The sequence below is a fragment of the Enterobacter cloacae complex sp. 2022EL-00981 genome (genome assembly GCF_028737495.1).
In the GTDB taxonomy this organism is placed as follows: Bacteria; Pseudomonadota; Gammaproteobacteria; order Enterobacterales; family Enterobacteriaceae; genus Enterobacter; species Enterobacter cloacae.
The window spans coordinates 93357-113100 of the sequence record NZ_JAQZRK010000004.1; the positions used below are offsets into that span (position 1 = coordinate 93357).

A 19744-nucleotide genomic window follows, 5' to 3' on the forward strand; every position below is an offset into this window, starting at 1 on the left:
CTCTTAACCTTTAATTCCGCTGCTGGAGACGCCCTGCACGAAGTAGCGTTGGGCCAGGAAGAACACAATGATGGATGGCAGAATGGAGATGCTCGCCATTGCCAGAATTTCGTTCCACGGCGCACCTTCGGTAACGTCGATGGACATTTTCAGCGCTAATGCAATCGGGTATTTATCCACGCTGTAGACGTAAATCAGCGGCCCGATAAAGTCATTCATTGACCACATGAACTGGAACAGGGCGACGGAGATAATGGCCGGTTTCAGGATCGGCACCACCACGTACCACAGCACCTGAAGGGAGTTACAGCCGTCGATTTGCGCCGCCTCTTCCATGTCACGCGGCACGCCGCGCAGGAACTGGATCAGCATAAAGACGAAGAACCCCTGCGTGGCGAAGGCCAGCGGCAGGTACAGCGGCATGTAGCTGTTCAACATGCCCATTTCACGGAACATCAGGTACTGCGGAATCAACAGCACGGTGCTGGGCAGCAGCATGGTAGTGATGAGCGTGGCGAACCAGAATTTTTTCCACGGGATCTCAAAGCGGGCAAAACCATACGCCACAATGGTGGAGGAGATAATGGTCAGGATCACTTTGGGGATCACATACTTAAAGGTGTTCAGCATGTAATGGCCGAAGGTGTACTCGGTCCCGGTCTTCCAGCCGTTGATAAACCCGTCCCAGGTGGCATGCGCCGGCCACAGGCTCAGGGTAGTGAAGATCTCGTGGTTAGGTTTGAACGACGCTGAGAACATCCACACCAGCGGGTAGAGCATCAGCAGGCCGACAAACAGCAGGATCGTATAGCGAACGGTGGCGTTGATTTTCTCTCTGCGCTGCGTACGGGCAACCTCGCGTTCGGCGACGCTTCTTGCCGCGGAAAGGTGTTGAATATCAGCCATTTTTGCCTCCTTTATCGGCGGAGTAGAACACCCAGTATTTCGACGACTTAAAGGCGATACCTGCAAAGACGGCCACCACCAGGAACAGGATCCACGCCAGCGCCGCGCCATAACCCATATCGAAATATTTGAACGCCGTGTCGTAGATGTAGAGCGAGAACAGATAGGTCGAGTAGGTTGGCCCGCCGCCGGTAATGACGTACGGCCCGGTAAATTCCTGGAATGCCTGAGTGGTTTGCATGATGAAGTTGAAGAAAATCACTGGCGTAATCAGCGGCACGGTCACTTTCATGAACATTTGCCATCTGGACGCGCCGTCGATCATTGCCGCTTCATACTGAGACTGCGGAACGTTTTGCAGCGCCGCCAGGAAGATGACCATCGCGGAGCCGAACTGCCAGACGCGCAGCAGGGTCACGGACATCAGCGCCAGAGAGGGCTCACCCAGCCAGTTCACCGGGTCGAAGCCAAATACGCCAATAAAGCTGTTCAGCAGACCATCTATCGCAAATAAGGCGCGCCACAAGACAGCAATCGCCACGGAGCTGCCGAGGATCGACGGAATATAGTAAGCGGTACGGAAAAAGCCGATCCCGCGTAATTTGAAGTTGAGAACAAACGCAATCCCTAATGCAAACGCGAGCTTCAGCGGAATGGTCAAAAATACATACGCGAACGTGACACCCATTGATGTCCAGAAGAGCGTGTCTTCAGTAAACATATAGCGATAGTTTTCGATGCCGTTAAACACCGGTGGGCTCATCAAATCGTAATCCGTAAAACTGAGGAAAAACGATGAGACGAAGGGGAAAGCCGTAAAGAGTATCAACCCAATAATGTAGGGGGATATCCATGCGAGCCCCAGCAGCTTGTTTTCATTCATACAGACCTACCTGGCAATCAGTGGGTGAAATGACGGTATGAGTTTCAGGACATCCGAACCGTAGTTTTCGAATAATAAAACAGTGTTTTATTTTATATTATGGCTATTTTTTCCCGCGTCATTCGCTTAATGATGGAAATGTGATCAGCATCGAAACGCTGTTTCAATAAAGTGAGGAGGGTGGCATTTTGCCGCTATTTCTGGCGATCAAGGCAGGTCTTGCATGTAAGCAGAAAGAAAAGCGGATGATTAATAACAATAATACCGGAAAGGTACTAACTACCAACTTTGATAGCCAGTACACAGATAGATCAATATCGCGTTCAGATTATTCTTACTTTCTTGTATCATCGGACCACTTGAACTCACGAGGCAGAAATTACCTGCACTCTTAACAGAAGAACGTCTATGTCAGCGATGGATTTCAAAAAAAACACGGACCTCGATTTTCCTTCTTATGCCACCCCGGCTGTCAGCACTAAAGAAATCGACCTTTTGGGGCTGTTAGACATCCTGCTTGCCGCCAAAAAACGCATCATCGCAATTGCGTTCGCGTTTGCGCTGGCCGGACTGGCGATTGCCTTTTTACTGCCGCAGAAATGGACCAGTAAAGCGGTGATCACGCCTGCCGAACAGACGCAGTGGAACCCGCTGCGCCAGATGATGGTGGCACTCCAGGTTTTGGATGTGGACGTAAAAGTGTCCCGTGATGAAGTGTTTGGACTGTTTATCAAAAAGTTTCAGTCGCAGTCATTGCTTGAAGAGTATATGAAATCCTCCCCTTACGTTATGTCACAGCTTGAGGGGACAAACGTGGATCCGCTGGAGCTGCATCGTGCGGTGGTCAATATCTCTGAGAAGATGAAAGCGATTGATAACACTCAGGTAAAAGACGCGGATAAAGCGCCTTACGTCTCCTGGACGCTCAGCTTCACCGCCCCCACGGCGGGAGATGCGCAAACCGTTCTGGAAGGGTATATCAAGTATATTGCCGCGATTGTCGAGCAAGAGATCATGCTGAATATCCGTAACCAGCTCGCCCTGAAAACGAAGGTGGTAGAGCAGCAGCTGGATCTGGATCGGGTGCGTCTGACCAATATTCACAACACCAATCTGCAGCGTCTTAACTATTCGCTGGAAGTGGCTAACGCGGCGGGTATTAAGAAACCTGTCTACAGCAACGGACAGGCCGTAAAAGACGATCCGGATTACTCCGTTGCCCTCGGCGCTGACGGTATCGCGCAGAAATTGCAGATTGAGAAAAATCTCAAGGATGTGTCTGAGCTGAATGCAGACTTCCAGAACCGTGAATATTATCTGGCGCAGCTGAAAAAACTCTCCGTTGAAGACGTTAAACTGGAACCCTTCAAATATCAGCTTTCGCCTTCCATGCCGGTGAAAAAAGATGGCCCGGGGAAAGCGCTGATTGTCATGCTGGCGGGGATCCTGGGTGGGCTGTTCGCCTGCGGTAGCGTATTGCTTCGTGAAGCGATGCTTAGCCGTAACCCGCTGCCAGAGCCGGTAGCGGAATAACTGACGCAGAGAAAAAGGGCGCTGAAATCAGCGCCCTTTTTTATTGCAGAAAATCTTCCCGTACGGGGGTAAAGGTATCCAGCAGGGTGCCGGGTTGAAGACATACGCAGCCGTGCATGACGTGTGGCGCTTTGTAGAGCGTATCGCCGGCCCTGACGATATGCTTCTCTTCACCAATGGTGAATTCGAACTCACCGGACAGCACATAGGTTAGCTGTTCATGCGGATGGCTATGCATCGGGCCAATCGCGCCCTGGGCGAAATTCACTTCAACCGCCATCATCTTACCGCTATGGGCCAGGATCCGACGGGTTACGCCGTTACCCAGATCGTCAAGCGTGGTCTCGTTGTGGAAAATAAACATGCTTTCCCTCATCATAAAATGAAATATTGTTTCATTTAATTTATATCACCTCTTTTTAAAAAGAAACGGCGCGACAAAGAACTGGAAACGCGATCACAAGTTTGCTTCACTGAGATAAACAAAGAAGGAGGGATAATGAAAACAATCGGCCTGCTGGGTGGCATGAGCTGGGAATCGACCATTCCCTACTATCGTTTAATTAATGAAGGGGTGAAGCAGCGCCTCGGGGGACTGCATTCTGCCAGTTTGCTGCTGCACAGCGTGGACTTCCATGAGATTGAAGCGTGCCAGTCGAGCGGTGAATGGGACAAAGCCGGAGAGATACTGGCGCAGGCGGCACTCGGGCTTCAGCGTGCCGGTGCCGAAGGGATTTTGCTCTGTACCAACACGATGCATAAAGTCGCTTCGCACATTGAAGCGCGTTGCCCGCTGCCGTTTTTGCATATTGCGGATGCGACCGGGCGCGCGATTGGCGCGGCGGGGATGCGTCGCGTGGCGCTGCTGGGCACGCGCTACACCATGGAGCAGGATTTTTACCGTGGCCGGTTGAGCGGTGAGTTCGGTATCGAAAGCCTGATCCCGGATGACGCCGACCGGGCGCGCATTAATCAGATTATTTTTGATGAGCTTTGCCTCGGCACCTTCAGTGAATCTTCCCGGGCGTATTACGTCAGCGTGATTGAACAACTTGCCCGGCAGGGGGCAGAAGGGGTGATCTTCGGCTGTACCGAGATCGGCCTGCTGGTACCGGCTGAGCGAAGCCCGATCCCGGTATTCGACACTGCCGCCATTCACGCTGCTGATGCGGTGGAGTTTATGCTGTCATAACGGATTTTGCCGGTCAGGTAAGCGAAGCGCCACCTCACGCGCATGCTCAACTAAATGCCCGGTAAAGGCATCTACCAGTGCCGACGCCGGGCGATGCAGGGGGCGGATCAGGCTGACGGTAAACGGGACGGAGAGGCTAAACGGGCGAATCACAATCTCGCTCCCGGCATAGTCCAGTGCCGTAAGCGGGTTAACCACGGCTACGCCTACCCCGGCACGTACCATCGCGCATATTGAGGCCGCGCTGTGCGTTTCCACCACCATCCGGCGTTTTACCTGATGTTCGGCAAACAGCGTGTCCAGCAGCTGTCGATAGCTGTCGGTCTGCGACAGGCTAATGTAATTTTCCCCGTGGAAATCAGCGGGGGTCAGCATTGCTTTACTGGCAAGCCGGTGCCCGGCAGGAAGCACGCAAACCTCATCCAGCGTGAGCAGTTCCGTGCGCTCCGTACCTGCAGGGGTGGTGAGGGTTTCGGTTAACCCCAGGTCGTGACGCTGCGCTGAAAGCCACTCTTCCAGCAGCGGAGATTCCTGCGGCACGATAGTGAGACTGACCTCCGGATATCGGGCCAGAAAAGGCTGCAGCAGCGTCGGTAAAAAGGATTGTGAAAAGACGGGCAGGCAGACAATCGACAGTTCGCCCTGACGAAACTCGCGCAGGCTTTCCGCGGCACTGACAATTCTGTCCAGCCCATACCACGAGCGCTGAACTTCCTCGAACAGACGCAGCCCTTGTACCGTTGGGTGCAGCCGGCCCCGGGTGCGTTCAAACAGTTTCAGTCCCAGCACTTTCTCGAACCGTGCCAGCTCGCGGCTTACCGTAGGCTGCGAGGTGTGCAGCATCTGCGCGGCTTCGGTGAGGTTGCCGGCGGTCATCACGGCGTGAAAAATCTCAATATGGCGTAAGTTGACGGCGGGCATAGGGCACCTGAAAGCGAAGGACTGTCCATATCATTTTTGCATAGACTCGCGATAAAACGATATTTTTTATTCTCTTTCTGCTGTGGCGTAATCATAAAAAAGATGACCACCCGGAGAAGACCATGCCACGCCCGCTTAACCAGACTGACACCGATTTAAATGCCGACAACCTGCTGCGCCTGCCTGCCGAGTTTGGCTGCCCGGTATGGGTCTACGATGCGCAAATCGTTCGCGAGAAAATTGCCGCGCTGCATCAGTTTGACGTGGTGCGTTTTGCCCAGAAGGCGTGCTCCAATATCCATATCCTGCGCCTGATGCGCGAGCAGGGCGTGAAGGTTGACTCCGTGTCGCTGGGTGAAATCGAGCGCGCGCTGGCGGCTGGTTACGATCCTAAAACCGATCCTGACGCAATTGTCTTTACTGCGGATCTGATCGACGACGCGACGCTTGCCCGCGTGCATGAACTGCAGATCCCGGTTAATGCCGGGTCTGTGGATATGCTGGAACAGCTTGGACAGGTTTCTCCCGGCCACCGCGTCTGGCTACGTGTGAACCCCGGTTTTGGGCATGGTCACAGCCAGAAAACCAACACTGGCGGTGAAAACAGTAAACACGGCATCTGGTATGCCGATATGCCCGCCGCCCTGGAGGTATTACAGCGTTACAACCTGAAGCTGGTGGGCATTCATATGCACATTGGTTCGGGCGTGGATTACGGTCACCTGGAACAGGTGTGCGGCGCGATGGTGCGTCAGGTTATCGACTTTGGGCAGGATCTGGAGGCGATTTCCGCCGGTGGTGGCCTCTCGATTCCTTATCGTGAAGGGGAAGAGGCGATCGATACCGATCACTATTACGGCCTGTGGAGCGCCGCCCGCGACAAAGTTGCCGCGCATGTGGGGCATCCGGTGAAGCTCGAAATTGAACCGGGTCGTTTCCTGGTGGCGGAATCTGGCGTGCTGGTTGCTCAGGTGCGTAGCGTGAAAGAGATGGGATCGCGCCACTTCGTGCTGATTGATGCGGGCTTTAATGACCTGATGCGTCCGTCCATGTATGGCAGCTACCACCATATTTCAGCGCTCGCCGCCGATGGCCGCGATTTAACCGACGCCCCACGTATTGATACGGTTGTCGCAGGCCCGCTGTGTGAATCGGGCGATGTCTTTACCCAGCAGGAAGGGGGTAAAGTAGAAACCCGCGCGCTGCCGGAGGTGAAACCCGGGGATTATCTGGTGCTGCACGATACCGGCGCTTATGGGGCGTCGATGTCTTCTAACTACAATAGCCGCCCGCTGCTGCCGGAAGTGCTGTTTGATAACGGCAAGGCGCGGCTGATCCGTCGCCGCCAGACCATTCAGGAGCTGCTGGCGCTGGAACTCGTCTGAGTAAAATATGGCCCCGTGGTTACCGAGTCGCGTAGTACCAGCGTACCGGTAAACGGCGGGATCGCTTCTACCGGCTGGTTTTTTGCCAGCCGGATCGCCTGGTCGATGGCCGTGACAATCATATTATCTATCGGCAGATAGACCGATGAGAGCGCAGGCTCCAGCCATTTTGCGCTGGGCGCATCGTCAAAGCCAAACAGTGAAATATCCTGCGGGATCTTCAGCCCTGCCTGGTGCAAGGCTTTGGAGGCTCCCAGCGCCATATCATCGTTACAGGCAAACAGGGCGCTAAACGGCACACCGTCGGCAATCAACTCCCTGCACAACTCATACCCCCGCGTCATGCCCGCATCGCCGTACTTAATCCGGCGCTCATCCAGACGAATGCCGTGCTTTTCCAGCGCTTTACGGTAGCCCATCAGGCGGGCTTTACCGGTAGGGGTGTGGATAGGGACGGTAATACAGGCGATCTCACGGTGGCCCTGGTTTATCAGGTAATCCACGGCCTTAAAGGCGGCATCCTGCTGTTCGAAGAAGACGCAGCGATCGGGAGCCTGGCTGACTTCCCGGTTGATGACCACCAGCGGGGTTTGCACGGAGTGGATCAACTTCATGATCGCTTTTTCGCTCATGTACCGCGTGTAGAGCACAATGGCGTCACACTTGCGATCGGCCAGCATCTGTACCGCCTGTTCTTCCTGTTCCGGCGCGTCATGACCATCGGTGACGATCAGCTGCTTCCCGTGCGTTTCGGTCTGCCGGGAGGCCTGCTGAAGGAGGCGGCCAAAGTAAAAGCCATCGAAGGTCGAGACCACCAGACCAATGCTGTTGCTGGTCTGGTTAGCCAGCGAACGCGCGAGAAAATTCGGGCGATACCCCAGCTCTTCCATTGCCGCGAACACCTGCTGACGCGTGCTCTCTTTGACCTGACCTGTGCCGTTCAGCACGCGCGATACCGTGGCTTTTGATACACCTGCGCGCAGTGAGACATCCAGCATTGTTGCCATTAGACATTCCTGATTCCACGTAACGATCTGCAGTTTAACACAGACCATCCGGCGCATAAGCGACGCGGGAAGGGCAAAACGCCCATCACGATCACGCTTTTCAGTAACGATCTGTCAGAACCGAAGAAATTGCTGCAATTGGTATACCAAATTGGTCATAAATCACGATCTGGAATACCGCTGGTGGTGTTGAGAGCTTAATCACAGAACCATTACCCTCATAAAGCTATTTTTGGTATGCCAATAGTATCCGGCTGTACACCTTATTCAATAAAAGCCCTTTTACTGAGGTAATACCCTATGGCATTGCAGGAAAAACTGATCGACGCTCTGGGCAGTTTCGCCACTAAATTCAACAGTTATCGCTATATCATGGCGATCAAGTCAGCCTTCATTACATTAATGCCGGTCATCATCGTTGGGGCGTTCTCTGTGCTGATCTCCAATATGGTGCTGGATCCGAAAAACGGCCTGGCGAGCTTCTCGTCGCTGTCGTTCCTCGCCGCGCTAAAGCCGATCACCAGCGCGCTGAATTACGCCACGCTGAACTTCCTTAACATTGGTGCGGTATTCCTGATTGGCATTGAGCTGGGGCGCATCAACGGTATCAAATCCCTTTTCCCGGGGCTGCTGGCGGTGATCTGCTTTATTTGCGTGACGCCCACCACCGTGGAGATGCTGGTGGATGGCGAAATGCACGTGGTGAAAGACGTGCTGCTGCGCCAGTTCTCAGATACCCGCAGCCTGTTCCTCGGCATGTTTATCGCCATTCTGTCCGTTGAAATCTACTGCTGGCTGGAGAACCGCCCGGGGCTGAAGATCCGAATGCCGGACACCGTGCCGCCTAACGTGGCCGCGTCGTTCTCCGCGCTGATCCCGGCGATTATTACCACCACCGCCATTGCCACACTGGGGTTTGTGTTTCATCAGATCACCGGGATGTATCTCTACGACGCGGTGTATCAGGTGGTGCAACAGCCGCTGGAGCGGGTGGTGCAAAGTCTGCCTGGGATCCTGCTGCTGATGTTCGTTGCACAGCTTTTCTGGGTGATTGGTATCCACGGCAACCAGATGATCAAGCCGATCCGCGAGCCGCTGCTGCTGGGGGCGATCACCGTCAACATGAGCGCGTTTGAGCAGGGTAAAGAGGTGCCGAACATCATCACCATGCCGTTCTGGGATGTATATATGAGCATCGGCGGTTCGGGCCTGACTATCGGCCTGCTGATCGCGGTGATGATTGCCACCAAACGCAAGGAGATGAAAGAGATCGCCAAGCTTTCCATCGGCCCGGGGATTTTTAATATCAACGAGCCGGTGATCTTCGGTATGCCAATCATGCTTAACCCGATCCTCGCCATTCCCTTCATTATCACTCCACTGGTGACGGGCTCCATCGGCTACTTCGCCACCGTGACCGGGTTTGCCGGTAAAGCGGTGGTGATGGTGCCGTGGACGACGCCGCCGCTGATCAACGCCTGGCTCTCTACGGCAGGTTCGATGGGGGCGGTGATCACCCAGCTCATCTGCATTGTGACTGCCGTCATTATCTATCTGCCGTTTGTGAAAATCGCTTCACGCCGCGCAGAGCAGGCCGCGCTGCAGCAGGCCACTGACAACCTGTGAGGATGCGATGAGCACAAAACAGATAGCCATACCGCAGGATTTTATTCTCGGCGCGGCCGCATCGGCCTGGCAGACCGAAGGCTGGAGCGGTAAAAAGCCGGGGCAGGATTCATGGATCGATCTCTGGTACAAGAATGACCGTCACGTCTGGCACAACGGCTATGGCCCGGCGGTGGCGACCGATTTTATCAACCGTTTTCGCGAGGATGTGGCCCTGATGAAGCAGGCGGGGCTGACGCACTACCGCACCTCGATCAACTGGTCACGCTTTTTAACCGACTACGAAAACGCGACGGTGGATGAAGAGTACGCTGCCTACTACGACGCGCTGTTCGATGAGATGCACCGTCAGGGCATTGAGCCGATGATCTGCCTCGAACATTACGAACTGCCGGGCGTGCTGCTGGATACCTACGGCGGCTGGGCGTCAAAGCATGTGGTTGAGCTGTTTGTCCGCTATGCGGAAAAGGTCTTTGCACGCTACCACGGTAAAGTGACCCGCTGGTTTACCTTCAACGAGCCGATTGTCGTCCAGACCCGCGTCTATCTGGACGCGCTGCGTTGGCCGTATGAGCAGAACACCGGCACGTGGATACAGTGGAATCACCATAAGGTGCTGGCGACGGCAAAGGTGGTGAAGCTGTTTCGCGAGAAAGGCCATCGCGGTTCTGTGGGTTGTATTCTCAACCCGGAGGTGACCTATCCCCGCTCCTGCGCCCCGCATGACCTGCGGGCCGCTGAGATGTATGACCTGTTCTACAACCGTGTCTTCCTCGACCCGCTGGTGCACGGGCGCTATCCCGCAGAGCTTTTTACCCTGCTGGAGCAGCATCAGGTTGAGTGGGAGTACACCGCGGACGAGCTGGCGTTGATTGCGGATAACACCGTCGACGAACTGGGGATTAACCTCTACTACCCGCACCGTGTGAAGGCACCTTCCCGCGCCTGGCATCCGGACACGCCATTCCACCCGGCATACTACTACGAGCCGTTTGAACTGCCGGGGCGGCGCATGAACCGTTCCCGCGGCTGGGAGATCTACCCGCGCATTATTTACGACATGGCGATGCGGATTAAAAATGACTATCGCAATATCGACTGGTTTGTGGCGGAAAGCGGAATGGGAGTGGAAAACGAAGCGCAATTTCGCAATCGCGATGGGATTATCGACGACACTTACCGCATCGATTTCATCAGCGAACACCTCTACTACACGCTGCTGGCGCGGGAGGAGGGGGCGAACTGCCATGGCTATATGCTGTGGGCATTTACCGACAACGTCTCGCCGATGAACGCGTTTAAAAACCGCTACGGGTTGATTGAGATCGATCTGGATAACCAGCGTGCCAGACGAGCAAAAAAATCAGCCTTCTGGTTCCGGCAGCTACGCGATACGCGGAGGCTCACGCTTCAGGTTGATGATGAATGGAAGTAGGCGAAAAGCATGCCGGTTCTGGTAAAATAGCGCACAAACTGGCCGGGAGGACGCCCGGTCTGCGCATTAACTGAAAAAACAGGTGAAAACGTGGATAAGGCTGTCATCCTGCCGGAAAAAAAACAGTACCAGGAAATTGGCGAGGATTTACGGGCGCAGATTATCCAGGGGCACTATCCCGTTGGTTCGCGCCTTCCTCCTGAGCGCAATATTGCCGAGAAGTACGGCGTAAGCCGCACCATCGTGCGTGAGGCCTTACTGATGCTGGAGTTGCAGGGCACGGTGGATATTCGCCAGGGCTCCGGTGTTTATGTGATGCGCATCCCCGAAGAGCATGAAAACGAAGAAGAGCGTTTTCTCAATAGCGACGTGGGGCCGTTTGAGATTTTACAGGCCCGTCAGCTCCTCGAAAGCAATATTGCCGCGTTTGCCGCCAAAATGGCGACCCGTGCAGACATCGACAATCTGCGCCGTATTATCGAGCAGGAGCAACGCGCGATTGCCGCCGACGATAATAGTCAGGACAACAATAAGATGTTCCATCTGGTCCTGGCGGGCGCGACGCAAAATCAGATGCTGCTGGCGACGGTGGAGAGTATCTGGCATCACATGGACAGCAGTCCGCTGTGGCAGCAGTTTAATGGCCACATCGCCAGCCGCGCGTACCGCCTGAAATGGCTGGGTGACCGGCAAACCATCCTGGCCGCGCTGCGCCGCCGTGACGTCATGGGCGCCTGGCAGGCAATGTTCCAGCATCTGGAAAACGTGAAAAAGAGCTTACTTGAACTCTCAGACGAAGACGCGCCGGACTTTGACGGCTATCTCTTTGAATCTGTGCCTATTTTCCAGGGGAAGCTGGTATGACTATTCTGCCGCTCTACGCCGCACCGCAGTATGCGGAGCAGGTGACCGACTGGATCTGGCAGGCCTTTGGCGACGGCCTGCCCCGGGCGTTTTTCCACAGTATTGTTGAGCACAGCCAGACGCCGGGCGCATTACCGCTGACCTTTATTGCCCTGGAGAACGAACAGCTTGTAGGCACCGTGGGGCTCTGGCGCTGCGATCTGATCACCCGACAGGATCTTTGCCCCTGGCTGGCAGCCCTGTATGTGGATGATGCGGCGCGAGGCAAGGGGCTGGCGGGGCTGCTGCAAAAGCATGTTATCCACTATGCCGCACAGGCCGGGTATGACACGTTGCATCTCTGGTCTGCCTGCCGTGACTTCTACGAACGTTACGGCTGGCAGTATATCGGCGATGCGCTGGAGTACCCGGACAAAACGGTACATCTCTATCGCTATTCGTCCGGGGCTTCGGCGGGTGCCCCAACAGAGTGACGGCGCACTAACGTTGGACTAAACAGGTGGGTGATTTCCGGTGGCTGACGCTGCTCGGCGAGTGCTAACGCCAGCTCGGCCGCCTGCGTGGCCATGGTGATAATGGGGTAGCGGACGGTGGTCAGGCGAGGGCGCACGTAGCGGGAGACCAGCACATCATCGAAGCCAATAAGGGAAATTTCTCCCGGCACCTCAATCCCGTTGTCATTTAACACCCCCATAGCTCCGGCTGCCATCGAGTCGTTATAGCTGGCGACTGCGGTGAAGTTCCTTCCACGTCCTAACAGCTCTGTCATTGCCTGTTCGCCGCCGCTCTCGTCGGGTTCACCGTAAGCCACCAGCCGGTCATTGCACGGCAGACCGTTTTCGCGCAGGGCATCGTAATACCCCTGCAGGCGATCTTCGGCATCGGAAATGGGGTGGTTTGAGCAGAGATAACCAATGCGGGTGTGACCCTGTTGAATCAGATGGCGGGTGGCAAGCCAGGCACCGTAGCGGTCGTCGAGCGCCACGCAGCGTTTCTCAAACCCGGGAATAATCCGGTTGATGATCACCATGCCGGGGATCTGCTTCATCAGATGAATGAGTTCGGCGTCGGGGATCATTTTGGCATGGACAACCAGCGCCGCGCAGCGGTGGCGGATCAGTTGCTCGATAGCCTGGCGTTCTTTTTGTTCATTATGATAGCCATTGCCGATCAGCAAAAAATTCCCGGTTTGATAAGAAACCTGCTCAACCGCTTTCACCATGGCGCCGAAAAAGGGGTCAGAGACATCACCGACAACCAGCCCGATGGTTTCGGTTGACTGTTGAGCGAGTGCACGGGCGTTAGCATTAGGATGGTAGTTCAAAGATTCCATGGCGTTTTGCACCGCCTGGCGTGATGCGTCACTGGCTTTTGGGGAGTCGTTGATCACGCGCGACACGGTCGCGACGGAAACACCTGCCAGACGGGCCACATCCTTTATTGTCGCCATTCATTACCTTCTTAGTGGGGGTAAGCGTTTACACGCCAATAAGTGTTGCGGAAAAGCGCCGTGCATTCAAGGGGGGCGCACTTTCCCTCTCCACAAACGTGACGCAGCACAACCCCGGCGGTGTAATCGTTACACGGCCAGACATGTCGGAATAATGTCAATCTGAACCTTTAGTTACACTTTGCCTCAGGCTGTTGCGATTGTCCGATAGCGGGAAAGAAGACGACATTGATAAAGTTGAGATCCCAGAGGTATTGATTGGTGAGATTTCTTAGTACGGTTTCGTACTCATCTCTTGCACCAACCTGCGCGGATGCGCAGGTTTTTTTTCGCCTCTATTTTTGCTGTCGCTCCTGTACCACTTCTCGTGTAATCTGCCACCATTTACTTACCCTTCACACTGGCTGGCAAAGGGAGTTGAGATGCTTTTTGGGTTCTTTCGCACACTGTTCCGTATCCTCTTTCGCGTCCGTTTAACGGGCGATGCAACGGCGCTCCGCGGCGAGCGTGTACTTATCACACCAAACCATGTTTCCTTTATCGACGGCATCCTGCTGGCGCTGTTTCTGCCTGTGCGCCCGGTGTTTGCGGTCTATACCTCTATTAGTCAGCAGTGGTACATGCGCTGGCTCACCCCGCTGATTGATTTTGTGCCGCTCGACCCGACAAAACCGATGATGATTAAACATCTGGTACGTCTGGTTGAGCAGGGACGTCCGGTGGTGATTTTCCCGGAAGGGCGGATCTCGGTCACCGGCTCGCTGATGAAAATCTACGACGGGGCAGGGTTTGTGGCGGCGAAGTCAAAAGCGACCGTTGTGCCACTGCGTATTGAAGGGGCGGAGCTCACCCATTTCAGTCGTCTGAAAGGGTTAGTGAAGCAGCGCCTGTTCCCGAAAATTACCCTGCATATTCTGCCGCCAACCTCATTACCGATGCCCGACGCGCCGCGTGCGCGCGACCGCCGTAAAATCGCCGGTGAAATGCTGCACCAGATCATGATGGAAGCGCGGATGGCCGTCCGCCCGCGCGAAACGCTCTATGAATCTCTGCTGTCGGCGCAGTACCGCTATGGCGCGAAGAAAAACTGCATTGAAGACATTAACTTCACCCCGGACACCTATCGCAAGCTGCTGACCAAAACCCTGTTCGTGGGACGTATTCTTGAGAAATACAGCCAGAAAGGCGAGAAGATTGGCCTGATGCTGCCTAACGCCGGGATCAGCGCGGCGGTGATTTTTGGCGCGGTTTCCCGGGGCCGTATCCCGGCGATGATGAACTACACGGCGGGCGTAAAAGGGCTGGCCAGTGCCATCACCGCGGCTCAAATCAATACCGTTTTTACCTCGCGCCAGTTCCTCGACAAAGGCAAGCTGTGGCACCTGCCGGAGCAGCTGACGCAGGTACGCTGGGTCTTCCTGGAAGATCTGAAAGCGGATGTGACGACGGGTGACAAGCTGTGGATTTTCGCTCACCTGCTGATGCCGCGTCTGGCCCAGGTCAAACAGCAGCCGGAAGATGACGCCATTATCCTCTTTACCTCTGGCTCAGAGGGGAACCCGAAAGGGGTGGTTCACAGTCACAAGAGCATTCTGGCAAACGTGGAGCAGATTAAAAGTATTGCTGACTTTACCGCCAATGACCGGTTCATGTCGGCGCTGCCGCTGTTCCACTCCTTTGGCCTGACAGTGGGGCTTTTTACCCCGCTGTTGACCGGTGCCGAAGTGTTCCTTTACCCAAGCCCGCTCCATTATCGCATTGTGCCGGAGCTGGTGTATGACCGTAACTGCACCGTGCTGTTTGGCACCTCAACCTTCCTCGGTAATTACGCGCGCTTTGCCAATCCGTATGACTTTTACCGCGTGCGCTATGTGGTGGCCGGGGCGGAAAAACTGCAGGAGAGCACGCGCCAGATTTGGCAGGACAAGTTTGGTCTGCGCATTCTTGAAGGCTATGGCGTTACCGAATGCGCGCCGGTGGTCTCGATCAACGTGCCGATGGCGGCGAAGCCGGGGACGGTGGGCCGTATTCTGCCGGGAATGGATGCGCGTCTGCTGGCGGTACCTGGCATTGAGGACGGTGGCCGTCTGCAACTCAAGGGGCCAAACGTGATGAACGGTTATCTGCGCGTGGAAAATCCGGGCGTGCTGGAAGTGCCGACGGCGGAAAACGTCAATGGCGAGAGTGAGACGGGCTGGTATGACACCGGAGATATTGTCCGTTTCGATGAACAGGGCTTCGTGCAGATCCAGGGCCGGGCAAAACGCTTCGCCAAAATTGCGGGTGAGATGGTCTCGCTGGAGATGGTTGAGCAACTGGCGACAGCGGTATCCGCTGACAAGCTGCATGCTACGGTTGTGAAGAGCGATGCCAGCAAAGGCGAAGCACTGGTGTTGTTCACCACCGACAGCGAACTGAAACGCGACCGGTTGCTACAGCATGCGCGTGAACATGGCATTCCTGAGCTGGCGGTACCGCGCGATATTCGTTACCTGAAGCAGCTTCCGGTGCTGGGCAGCGGGAAGCCTGATTTCGTGACCCTGAAGGGTATGGTTGACGAGGCGGAACAGCAAAATGCGTGAGTCAGTACACACTAACACCTCACTCTGGTCGAAGGGCATGATGGCGGTCATTGCCGCCCAGTTTCTCTCTGCCTTTGGTGACAATGCGTTACTGTTTGCCACCCTGGCATTGTTGAAGGCCGAGTTTTATCCAGACTGGAGCCAGCCCATCCTGCAGATGGTGTTTGTGGGTGCTTACATTATTTTCGCTCCGTTTGTCGGACAGGTGGCGGACAGCTTCCCGAAAGGCCGGGTGATGATGTTTGCGAACGGCCTGAAACTGCTGGGCGCCGCCAGTATTTGTTTTGGTATCAACCCGTTTATCGGCTACACGCTGGTGGGCATTGGCGCAGCGGCGTACTCCCCGGCGAAGTATGGTATCCTGGGGGAACTCACGACCGGCGATAAGCTGGTGAAAGCCAACGGGCTGATGGAGTCCTCTACCATTGCGGCGATCCTGCTCGGTTCTGTCGCAGGGGGCGTGCTGGCGGACTGGCATGTGCTGGCGGCGCTGAGCGTGTGTGCAGTGGTGTATGGCGGGGCGGTGGTAGCCAACCTGTTTATTCCAAAATTGCCGGTGGCTCGCCCGGGGCAATCCTGGCGCTTTACGCCTATGACAGGCAGTTTCTTCAACGCCTGCCGCGTACTGTGGCGTAACGGTGAAACGCGCTTCTCCCTGATGGGCACCAGCATGTTCTGGGGCGCAGGCGTCACGCTGCGTTTTCTGCTGGTGCTGTGGGTGCCGGTGGCGCTGGGGATTACTGACAATGCGACACCGACTTATCTTAACGCAATGGTGGCGATTGGGATTGTCGTTGGGGCTGGCGCGGCGGCGAAGCTGGTGACGCTTGAGACCGTTGCACGCTGCATGCCTGCGGGGATCCTGATTGGCGTGGTGGTGCTTATCTTCTCGCTGCAACACGCCTTGCTACCCGCCTACGCGCTGCTTGTCCTGATTGGTATTCTGGGGGGCTTTTTCGTTGTGCCGCTCAATGCGCTGTTGCAGGAGCGCGGCAAGCAGACCGTCGGCGCAGGGAATGCCATTGCAGTGCAAAATCTCGGTGAAAACCTGGCGATGCTGTTAATGCTGGGGCTCTATTCGCTGGCCGTTAAAGTCGGTGTGCCGGTGGTGGGGATTGGCGTAGGATTCGGTGCGCTGTTTGCGCTGGCGATTGCCGGATTATGGCTCTGGCAGCGTCGCCGTTGATAAGAGCGGCCTGACGCCCTCACCACGGCCCTCTCCTGCGGGAGGGGGCGCAAACATTAAAAACGGCAACCAGGTTGCCGTTTGCTTTTATTACGGTGCCGGGTAGGTGTATACCTGATGCACCGCTTCAATCTCTGCTAATACCTCTTCGCTCAGATTCAGATGGAAACTCTCGATATTCGTTTTCAACTGTTCCATGGTCGTTGCGCCCAGCAGAGTGCTGGCAACAAACGGCTGACGACGCACGAAGGCCAGAGCCATCTGAGCCGGATCAAGACCGTGACGTTTCGCGATATCCACATAGGCCGCCACGGCTTTTTGTGTCTGCTCACCGCTGTAGCGGGTAAAGCGGCTGAACAAGGTGTTACGCGCTCCGGCAGGTTTCGCGCCGTTAAGGTATTTCCCTGTCAACGTACCAAAGCCCAGACATGAATAGGCGAGCAATTCCACCTCTTCGTATTGCGTCACTTCGGCCAGACCCACTTCATAGCTGCGGTTGAGCAGGCTGTATGGGTTCTGGATGGTGACGATGCGGGGCAGGTCATGTTTGTCCGCCAGGTGCAGATAGCGCATCACGCCAAAGGCCGTTTCGTTAGAGACACCGATGTAGCGGATTTTTCCCGCTCGCTGGCATTCGGCCAGGGCTTCCAGCGTTTCCAGTAGCGTAACGGCCGGGGCGCTCTCATTCCAGCTATAACCCAGCTTTCCAAAGCAGTTAGTGGGACGCTGCGGCCAGTGAACCTGATAGAGATCGAGATAGTCGGTTTGCAGGCGCTTCAGGCTGGCATCCAGCGCGGCGCGGATATTTTTGCGATCGAGGATCTGGTTTGGACGGATCCCGGCATCGTTGTTGCGTGCGGGGCCGCTGACTTTTGACGCAACAACCAGCTTTTCGCGATTCCCGCGTTTGGCGAGCCAGTTGCCGACGTAGGTTTCGGTAAGCCCCTGCGTTTCCGGACGAGGCGGTACAGGGTACATCTCTGCAACATCAATCAGGTTAATGCCCTGGCTGACGGCATAATCGAGTTGTGCATGGGCATCGGCTTCGCTGTTTTGTTCACCAAATGTCATCGTGCCCAACCCCAGTTGGCTTATTTCCAGAGCGCTGTGGGGGATACGGTGATAATGCATAGCCGGCTTCCTTCATTAGAAATACAGACCACGTCAGGAACCTCCCGACAAAGGAATATAAACATGGCAGAGGGGAAGCAAAAGAGGAAGAAAAAAAATCAAAAAGGCCAGCAAGCCACTGACCTTTATCTGTTTATCGCTCGATAATCTGTGAAACTTCGTCGCGATTGATCTGCATTTTATTACCCTGCTGGTCATGGTAGCTGACCAGGCCGGTATCATCGTCGACTTCGGGTTTACCGTCGGTCAGGATCATTCGGCCATCTTTCGTCGCCATAACGTAATCGCTGCTACAGCCCGATACCGCAAACGCTAAACCCACTGCTGAAATCAACACTGCCCATTTTTTCATCGTTATCGTCCTCACCTGGCTCGTATCAAATCATAGTGTAGTATTAACCTGATATATCGAAAGGAGAAAGGGGGAAAATCTTAAATCCCCGTCGATTATGTTTGATAGTTCGCAAAATGAGTAAAAAACTATGTTTTCAGTAAGAAATGGCGAGCCAGCAGCGCACCTGTGAAGTTCTTTTTGAGATAAAAGCCGCGCGGCAACGTGAGTATCGGTTCGCCCTGGGCGCCGATAGCCTCGGTGAGGGCTTTGCTGTTGGCAGCTTTCGGACGCAGCTGTAAAACTTCTCCGTGTCGGGCCGTGATGCGCTCTACCTGCCCAAGGACGATCATATCCATCAGCTCTTCCCAGTCCAGTCTTAGCTGCCGCTCTTCATCTTCATTGGGACTCCAGAGCAGCGGCGCGCCTACCCGGCGTTCAGCCAGCGGGATCTGGCGTTCACCCTCAACCGGAACCCAGAGCACGCGCTTGAGTTTATGGCGAACATGGCTGGTTTCCCACGTCACGCCGGTATTTCCGGTTAATGGCGCAACGCAGACAAAGGTGGTTTCAAGGGGCTTTCCCAGACGGTCTATGGGGATGGTTTTTAGCTCAACGCCCAGAGCCGCAAAATCCTGCTCGGGTTTACTCCCCGCACTAGCCCCCAGCCATAGCTCAAGCAACATGCCGATCCAGCCCTTATCCCGTTTCAGATCCTTTGGGATCGGTAACCCTGCCATCGCTGCCAGTTCGCCAAGCGAAAAGCCCGCCAGACGCTGCGCCTGCCCAAGCAACTGGGCTTCGCTTGTTGGCGGAGAAAGCTTGGGTGAGAGCGCAAGCATGACGGCAACCTTTTGATTAAAAAATAAACTAAGAAACTATCCCCTGTGGATAGAGTTTAACTTTTTCTGTACGAATATGCCATGTGCATGATTTTTAGGTTTTTTTAGTCATGCCAGACCGTTCTTTATGAAACGAAAAACGGGTTGTTCAATTCTGGTCACTGACAATAAACAGGATCTTACACCATGTTATCCACAGAAAAGTGGGATAACTGGGAATAACCCTGACTACTGTTTCAATTTACAGCCTTGACGTGCGACGAAAATCGAATTTTCACACAAATTGTGCCTAACTTATTGGCACAATCTGTGGATAAAACCGACGCTGTTCGATCTTTCATCAGCATAACGATCACAGGTGTGATGATCGTCACGTAATTCCTTCCTGGGGCGCTAAAAACAGAGCTAATTAAATGAATATTATAGGAATGTTTTCAGCGGGTGACACGGTGTAGCGAAGGGCTCTTCAG

At 54.9% G+C, this 19744-nt stretch carries 18 protein-coding genes and 1 pseudogene; 9 read left to right on the plus strand and 10 right to left on the minus strand.

Features of this window, described 5'->3' with window-relative positions; translation table 11 throughout:
• Positions 1 to 3: 3 nt before the first annotated feature.
• Positions 4 to 906, minus strand: a complete 903-nt coding sequence (locus PUZ33_RS05470; RefSeq protein WP_023620436.1) for a carbohydrate ABC transporter permease — start codon at positions 904 to 906, stop codon at positions 4 to 6.
• Entirely contained in the window at positions 899 to 1789 is an 891-nt protein-coding gene (locus PUZ33_RS05475) for a carbohydrate ABC transporter permease (RefSeq protein ID WP_013098570.1), read from the minus strand. Before PUZ33_RS05475 ends, PUZ33_RS05470 begins: the two co-directional genes overlap by 8 nt.
• Positions 1790 to 2197: 408 nt before the next feature.
• Here PUZ33_RS05475 and wzz(fepE) point away from each other — a divergent pair, with 408 nt between their 5' ends.
• Positions 2198 to 3322, plus strand: a complete 1125-nt coding sequence (gene wzz(fepE), locus PUZ33_RS05480; RefSeq protein ID WP_013098569.1) for an LPS O-antigen length regulator Wzz(fepE) — start codon at positions 2198 to 2200, stop codon at positions 3320 to 3322.
• 40 nt (positions 3323 to 3362) lie between these two features.
• On the opposite strand, the gene PUZ33_RS05485 is transcribed toward wzz(fepE), so the two are convergent.
• Positions 3363 to 3686 carry a cupin domain-containing protein gene (locus tag PUZ33_RS05485; protein WP_013098568.1) on the minus strand — a complete coding sequence of 108 codons (324 nt, stop codon included), beginning with the start codon at positions 3684 to 3686 and terminating at the stop codon, positions 3363 to 3365.
• Between the two features lie 135 nt (positions 3687 to 3821).
• Here PUZ33_RS05485 and PUZ33_RS05490 point away from each other — a divergent pair, with 135 nt between their 5' ends.
• Positions 3822 to 4514 carry an aspartate/glutamate racemase gene (locus PUZ33_RS05490; RefSeq protein WP_047024522.1) on the plus strand — a complete coding sequence of 231 codons (693 nt, stop codon included), beginning with the start codon at positions 3822 to 3824 and terminating at the stop codon, positions 4512 to 4514.
• On the opposite strand, the gene PUZ33_RS05495 is transcribed toward PUZ33_RS05490, so the two are convergent.
• On the minus strand, positions 4509 to 5435 hold the full coding sequence (locus PUZ33_RS05495; protein ID WP_058650439.1) for a LysR family transcriptional regulator: 927 nt from the start codon (positions 5433 to 5435) through the stop codon (positions 4509 to 4511). The genes PUZ33_RS05490 and PUZ33_RS05495 overlap by 6 nt on opposite strands.
• A 122-nt stretch (positions 5436 to 5557) precedes the next feature.
• Between PUZ33_RS05495 and lysA the strand changes: the two genes are divergently transcribed.
• Complete coding sequence (gene lysA, locus PUZ33_RS05500; RefSeq protein ID WP_029883890.1) at positions 5558 to 6820, plus strand: diaminopimelate decarboxylase; 1263 nt, start codon at positions 5558 to 5560, stop codon at positions 6818 to 6820.
• Here the strand turns inward: lysA and PUZ33_RS05505 are convergent.
• Positions 6790 to 7827, minus strand: a complete 1038-nt coding sequence (locus PUZ33_RS05505) for a LacI family DNA-binding transcriptional regulator (RefSeq protein ID WP_023620433.1) — start codon at positions 7825 to 7827, stop codon at positions 6790 to 6792. The genes lysA and PUZ33_RS05505 overlap by 31 nt on opposite strands.
• A gap of 300 nt (positions 7828 to 8127) precedes the next feature.
• Between PUZ33_RS05505 and PUZ33_RS05510 the strand changes: the two genes are divergently transcribed.
• From PUZ33_RS05510 to PUZ33_RS05525, 4 genes are all read left to right on the plus strand, one after another.
• Positions 8128 to 9453: a PTS sugar transporter subunit IIC gene (locus PUZ33_RS05510; protein WP_058680964.1), complete on the plus strand. Its 1326-nt coding sequence runs from the start codon at positions 8128 to 8130 to the stop codon at positions 9451 to 9453.
• 7 nt (positions 9454 to 9460) lie between these two features.
• A complete protein-coding gene (locus PUZ33_RS05515; RefSeq protein ID WP_058680963.1) occupies positions 9461 to 10888 on the plus strand; it encodes a glycoside hydrolase family 1 protein in 1428 nt (475 codons plus the stop codon).
• Positions 10889 to 10978: 90 nt separating this feature from the next.
• Positions 10979 to 11752 carry a GntR family transcriptional regulator gene (locus PUZ33_RS05520; protein ID WP_013098561.1) on the plus strand — a complete coding sequence of 258 codons (774 nt, stop codon included), beginning with the start codon at positions 10979 to 10981 and terminating at the stop codon, positions 11750 to 11752.
• On the plus strand, positions 11749 to 12225 hold the full coding sequence (locus tag PUZ33_RS05525; RefSeq protein ID WP_040021659.1) for a GNAT family N-acetyltransferase: 477 nt from the start codon (positions 11749 to 11751) through the stop codon (positions 12223 to 12225). Before PUZ33_RS05520 ends, PUZ33_RS05525 begins: the two co-directional genes overlap by 4 nt.
• On the opposite strand, the gene galR is transcribed toward PUZ33_RS05525, so the two are convergent.
• Positions 12186 to 13202 (minus strand): HTH-type transcriptional regulator GalR, encoded by a 1017-nt coding sequence (gene galR, locus PUZ33_RS05530; RefSeq protein ID WP_013098559.1) that lies wholly within the window; start codon positions 13200 to 13202, stop codon positions 12186 to 12188. The genes PUZ33_RS05525 and galR overlap by 40 nt on opposite strands.
• Positions 13203 to 13624: 422 nt before the next feature.
• On the opposite strand from galR, the gene aas reads away from it, so the two are divergent.
• Both aas and lplT read left to right on the plus strand, forming a co-directional pair.
• Positions 13625 to 15784: a bifunctional acyl-ACP--phospholipid O-acyltransferase/long-chain-fatty-acid--ACP ligase gene (gene aas / locus PUZ33_RS05535; RefSeq protein ID WP_058680962.1), complete on the plus strand. Its 2160-nt coding sequence runs from the start codon at positions 13625 to 13627 to the stop codon at positions 15782 to 15784.
• On the plus strand, positions 15777 to 16970 hold the full coding sequence (gene lplT / locus PUZ33_RS05540; protein WP_038983856.1) for a lysophospholipid transporter LplT: 1194 nt from the start codon (positions 15777 to 15779) through the stop codon (positions 16968 to 16970). The genes aas and lplT overlap by 8 nt, the downstream gene beginning before the upstream one ends.
• A 90-nt stretch (positions 16971 to 17060) precedes the next feature.
• On the opposite strand, the gene PUZ33_RS05545 is transcribed toward lplT, so the two are convergent.
• From PUZ33_RS05545 to PUZ33_RS05560, 4 genes and pseudogenes are all read right to left on the minus strand, one after another.
• The gene (locus PUZ33_RS05545; RefSeq protein WP_013098556.1) at positions 17061 to 18101 is read right to left on the minus strand and encodes an NADP(H)-dependent aldo-keto reductase; all 1041 of its coding nucleotides are present in this window, start codon (positions 18099 to 18101) and stop codon (positions 17061 to 17063) included.
• Positions 18102 to 18234: 133 nt separating this feature from the next.
• A complete protein-coding gene (locus tag PUZ33_RS05550) occupies positions 18235 to 18453 on the minus strand; it encodes a YgdI/YgdR family lipoprotein (protein ID WP_013098555.1) in 219 nt (72 codons plus the stop codon).
• Positions 18454 to 18581: 128 nt separating this feature from the next.
• A complete protein-coding gene (gene mutH / locus PUZ33_RS05555) occupies positions 18582 to 19274 on the minus strand; it encodes a DNA mismatch repair endonuclease MutH (RefSeq protein WP_274205304.1) in 693 nt (230 codons plus the stop codon).
• Between the two features lie 154 nt (positions 19275 to 19428).
• Positions 19429 to 19515 (minus strand): annotated as a pseudogene (locus PUZ33_RS05560) (hypothetical protein); the annotation flags it as partial.
• Positions 19516 to 19744 lie beyond the last annotated feature (229 nt).

Bases quoted from the DNA above. Each gene is read 5' to 3' on its own strand.
- PUZ33_RS05505 (WP_023620433.1), bottom strand. From the start codon at position 7,827: ATGGCAACAATGCTGGATGTCTCACTGCGCGCAGGTGTATCAAAAGCC.
- PUZ33_RS05515 (WP_058680963.1), top strand. From the start codon at position 9,461: ATGAGCACAAAACAGATAGCCATACCGCAGGATTTTATTCTCGGCGCG.
- PUZ33_RS05495 (WP_058650439.1), bottom strand. From the start codon at position 5,435: ATGCCCGCCGTCAACTTACGCCATATTGAGATTTTTCACGCCGTGATG.
- PUZ33_RS05475 (WP_013098570.1), bottom strand. From the start codon at position 1,789: ATGAATGAAAACAAGCTGCTGGGGCTCGCATGGATATCCCCCTACATT.
- PUZ33_RS05510 (WP_058680964.1), top strand. From the start codon at position 8,128: ATGGCATTGCAGGAAAAACTGATCGACGCTCTGGGCAGTTTCGCCACT.
- PUZ33_RS05490 (WP_047024522.1), top strand. From the start codon at position 3,822: ATGAAAACAATCGGCCTGCTGGGTGGCATGAGCTGGGAATCGACCATT.
- aas (WP_058680962.1), top strand. From the start codon at position 13,625: ATGCTTTTTGGGTTCTTTCGCACACTGTTCCGTATCCTCTTTCGCGTC.
- PUZ33_RS05470 (WP_023620436.1), bottom strand. From the start codon at position 906: ATGGCTGATATTCAACACCTTTCCGCGGCAAGAAGCGTCGCCGAACGC.
- PUZ33_RS05485 (WP_013098568.1), bottom strand. From the start codon at position 3,686: ATGTTTATTTTCCACAACGAGACCACGCTTGACGATCTGGGTAACGGC.
- PUZ33_RS05525 (WP_040021659.1), top strand. From the start codon at position 11,749: ATGACTATTCTGCCGCTCTACGCCGCACCGCAGTATGCGGAGCAGGTG.
- PUZ33_RS05545 (WP_013098556.1), bottom strand. From the start codon at position 18,101: ATGCATTATCACCGTATCCCCCACAGCGCTCTGGAAATAAGCCAACTG.
- lplT (WP_038983856.1), top strand. From the start codon at position 15,777: ATGCGTGAGTCAGTACACACTAACACCTCACTCTGGTCGAAGGGCATG.
- lysA (WP_029883890.1), top strand. From the start codon at position 5,558: ATGCCACGCCCGCTTAACCAGACTGACACCGATTTAAATGCCGACAAC.
- PUZ33_RS05550 (WP_013098555.1), bottom strand. From the start codon at position 18,453: ATGAAAAAATGGGCAGTGTTGATTTCAGCAGTGGGTTTAGCGTTTGCG.
- mutH (WP_274205304.1), bottom strand. From the start codon at position 19,274: ATGCTTGCGCTCTCACCCAAGCTTTCTCCGCCAACAAGCGAAGCCCAG.
- galR (WP_013098559.1), bottom strand. From the start codon at position 13,202: ATGGCGACAATAAAGGATGTGGCCCGTCTGGCAGGTGTTTCCGTCGCG.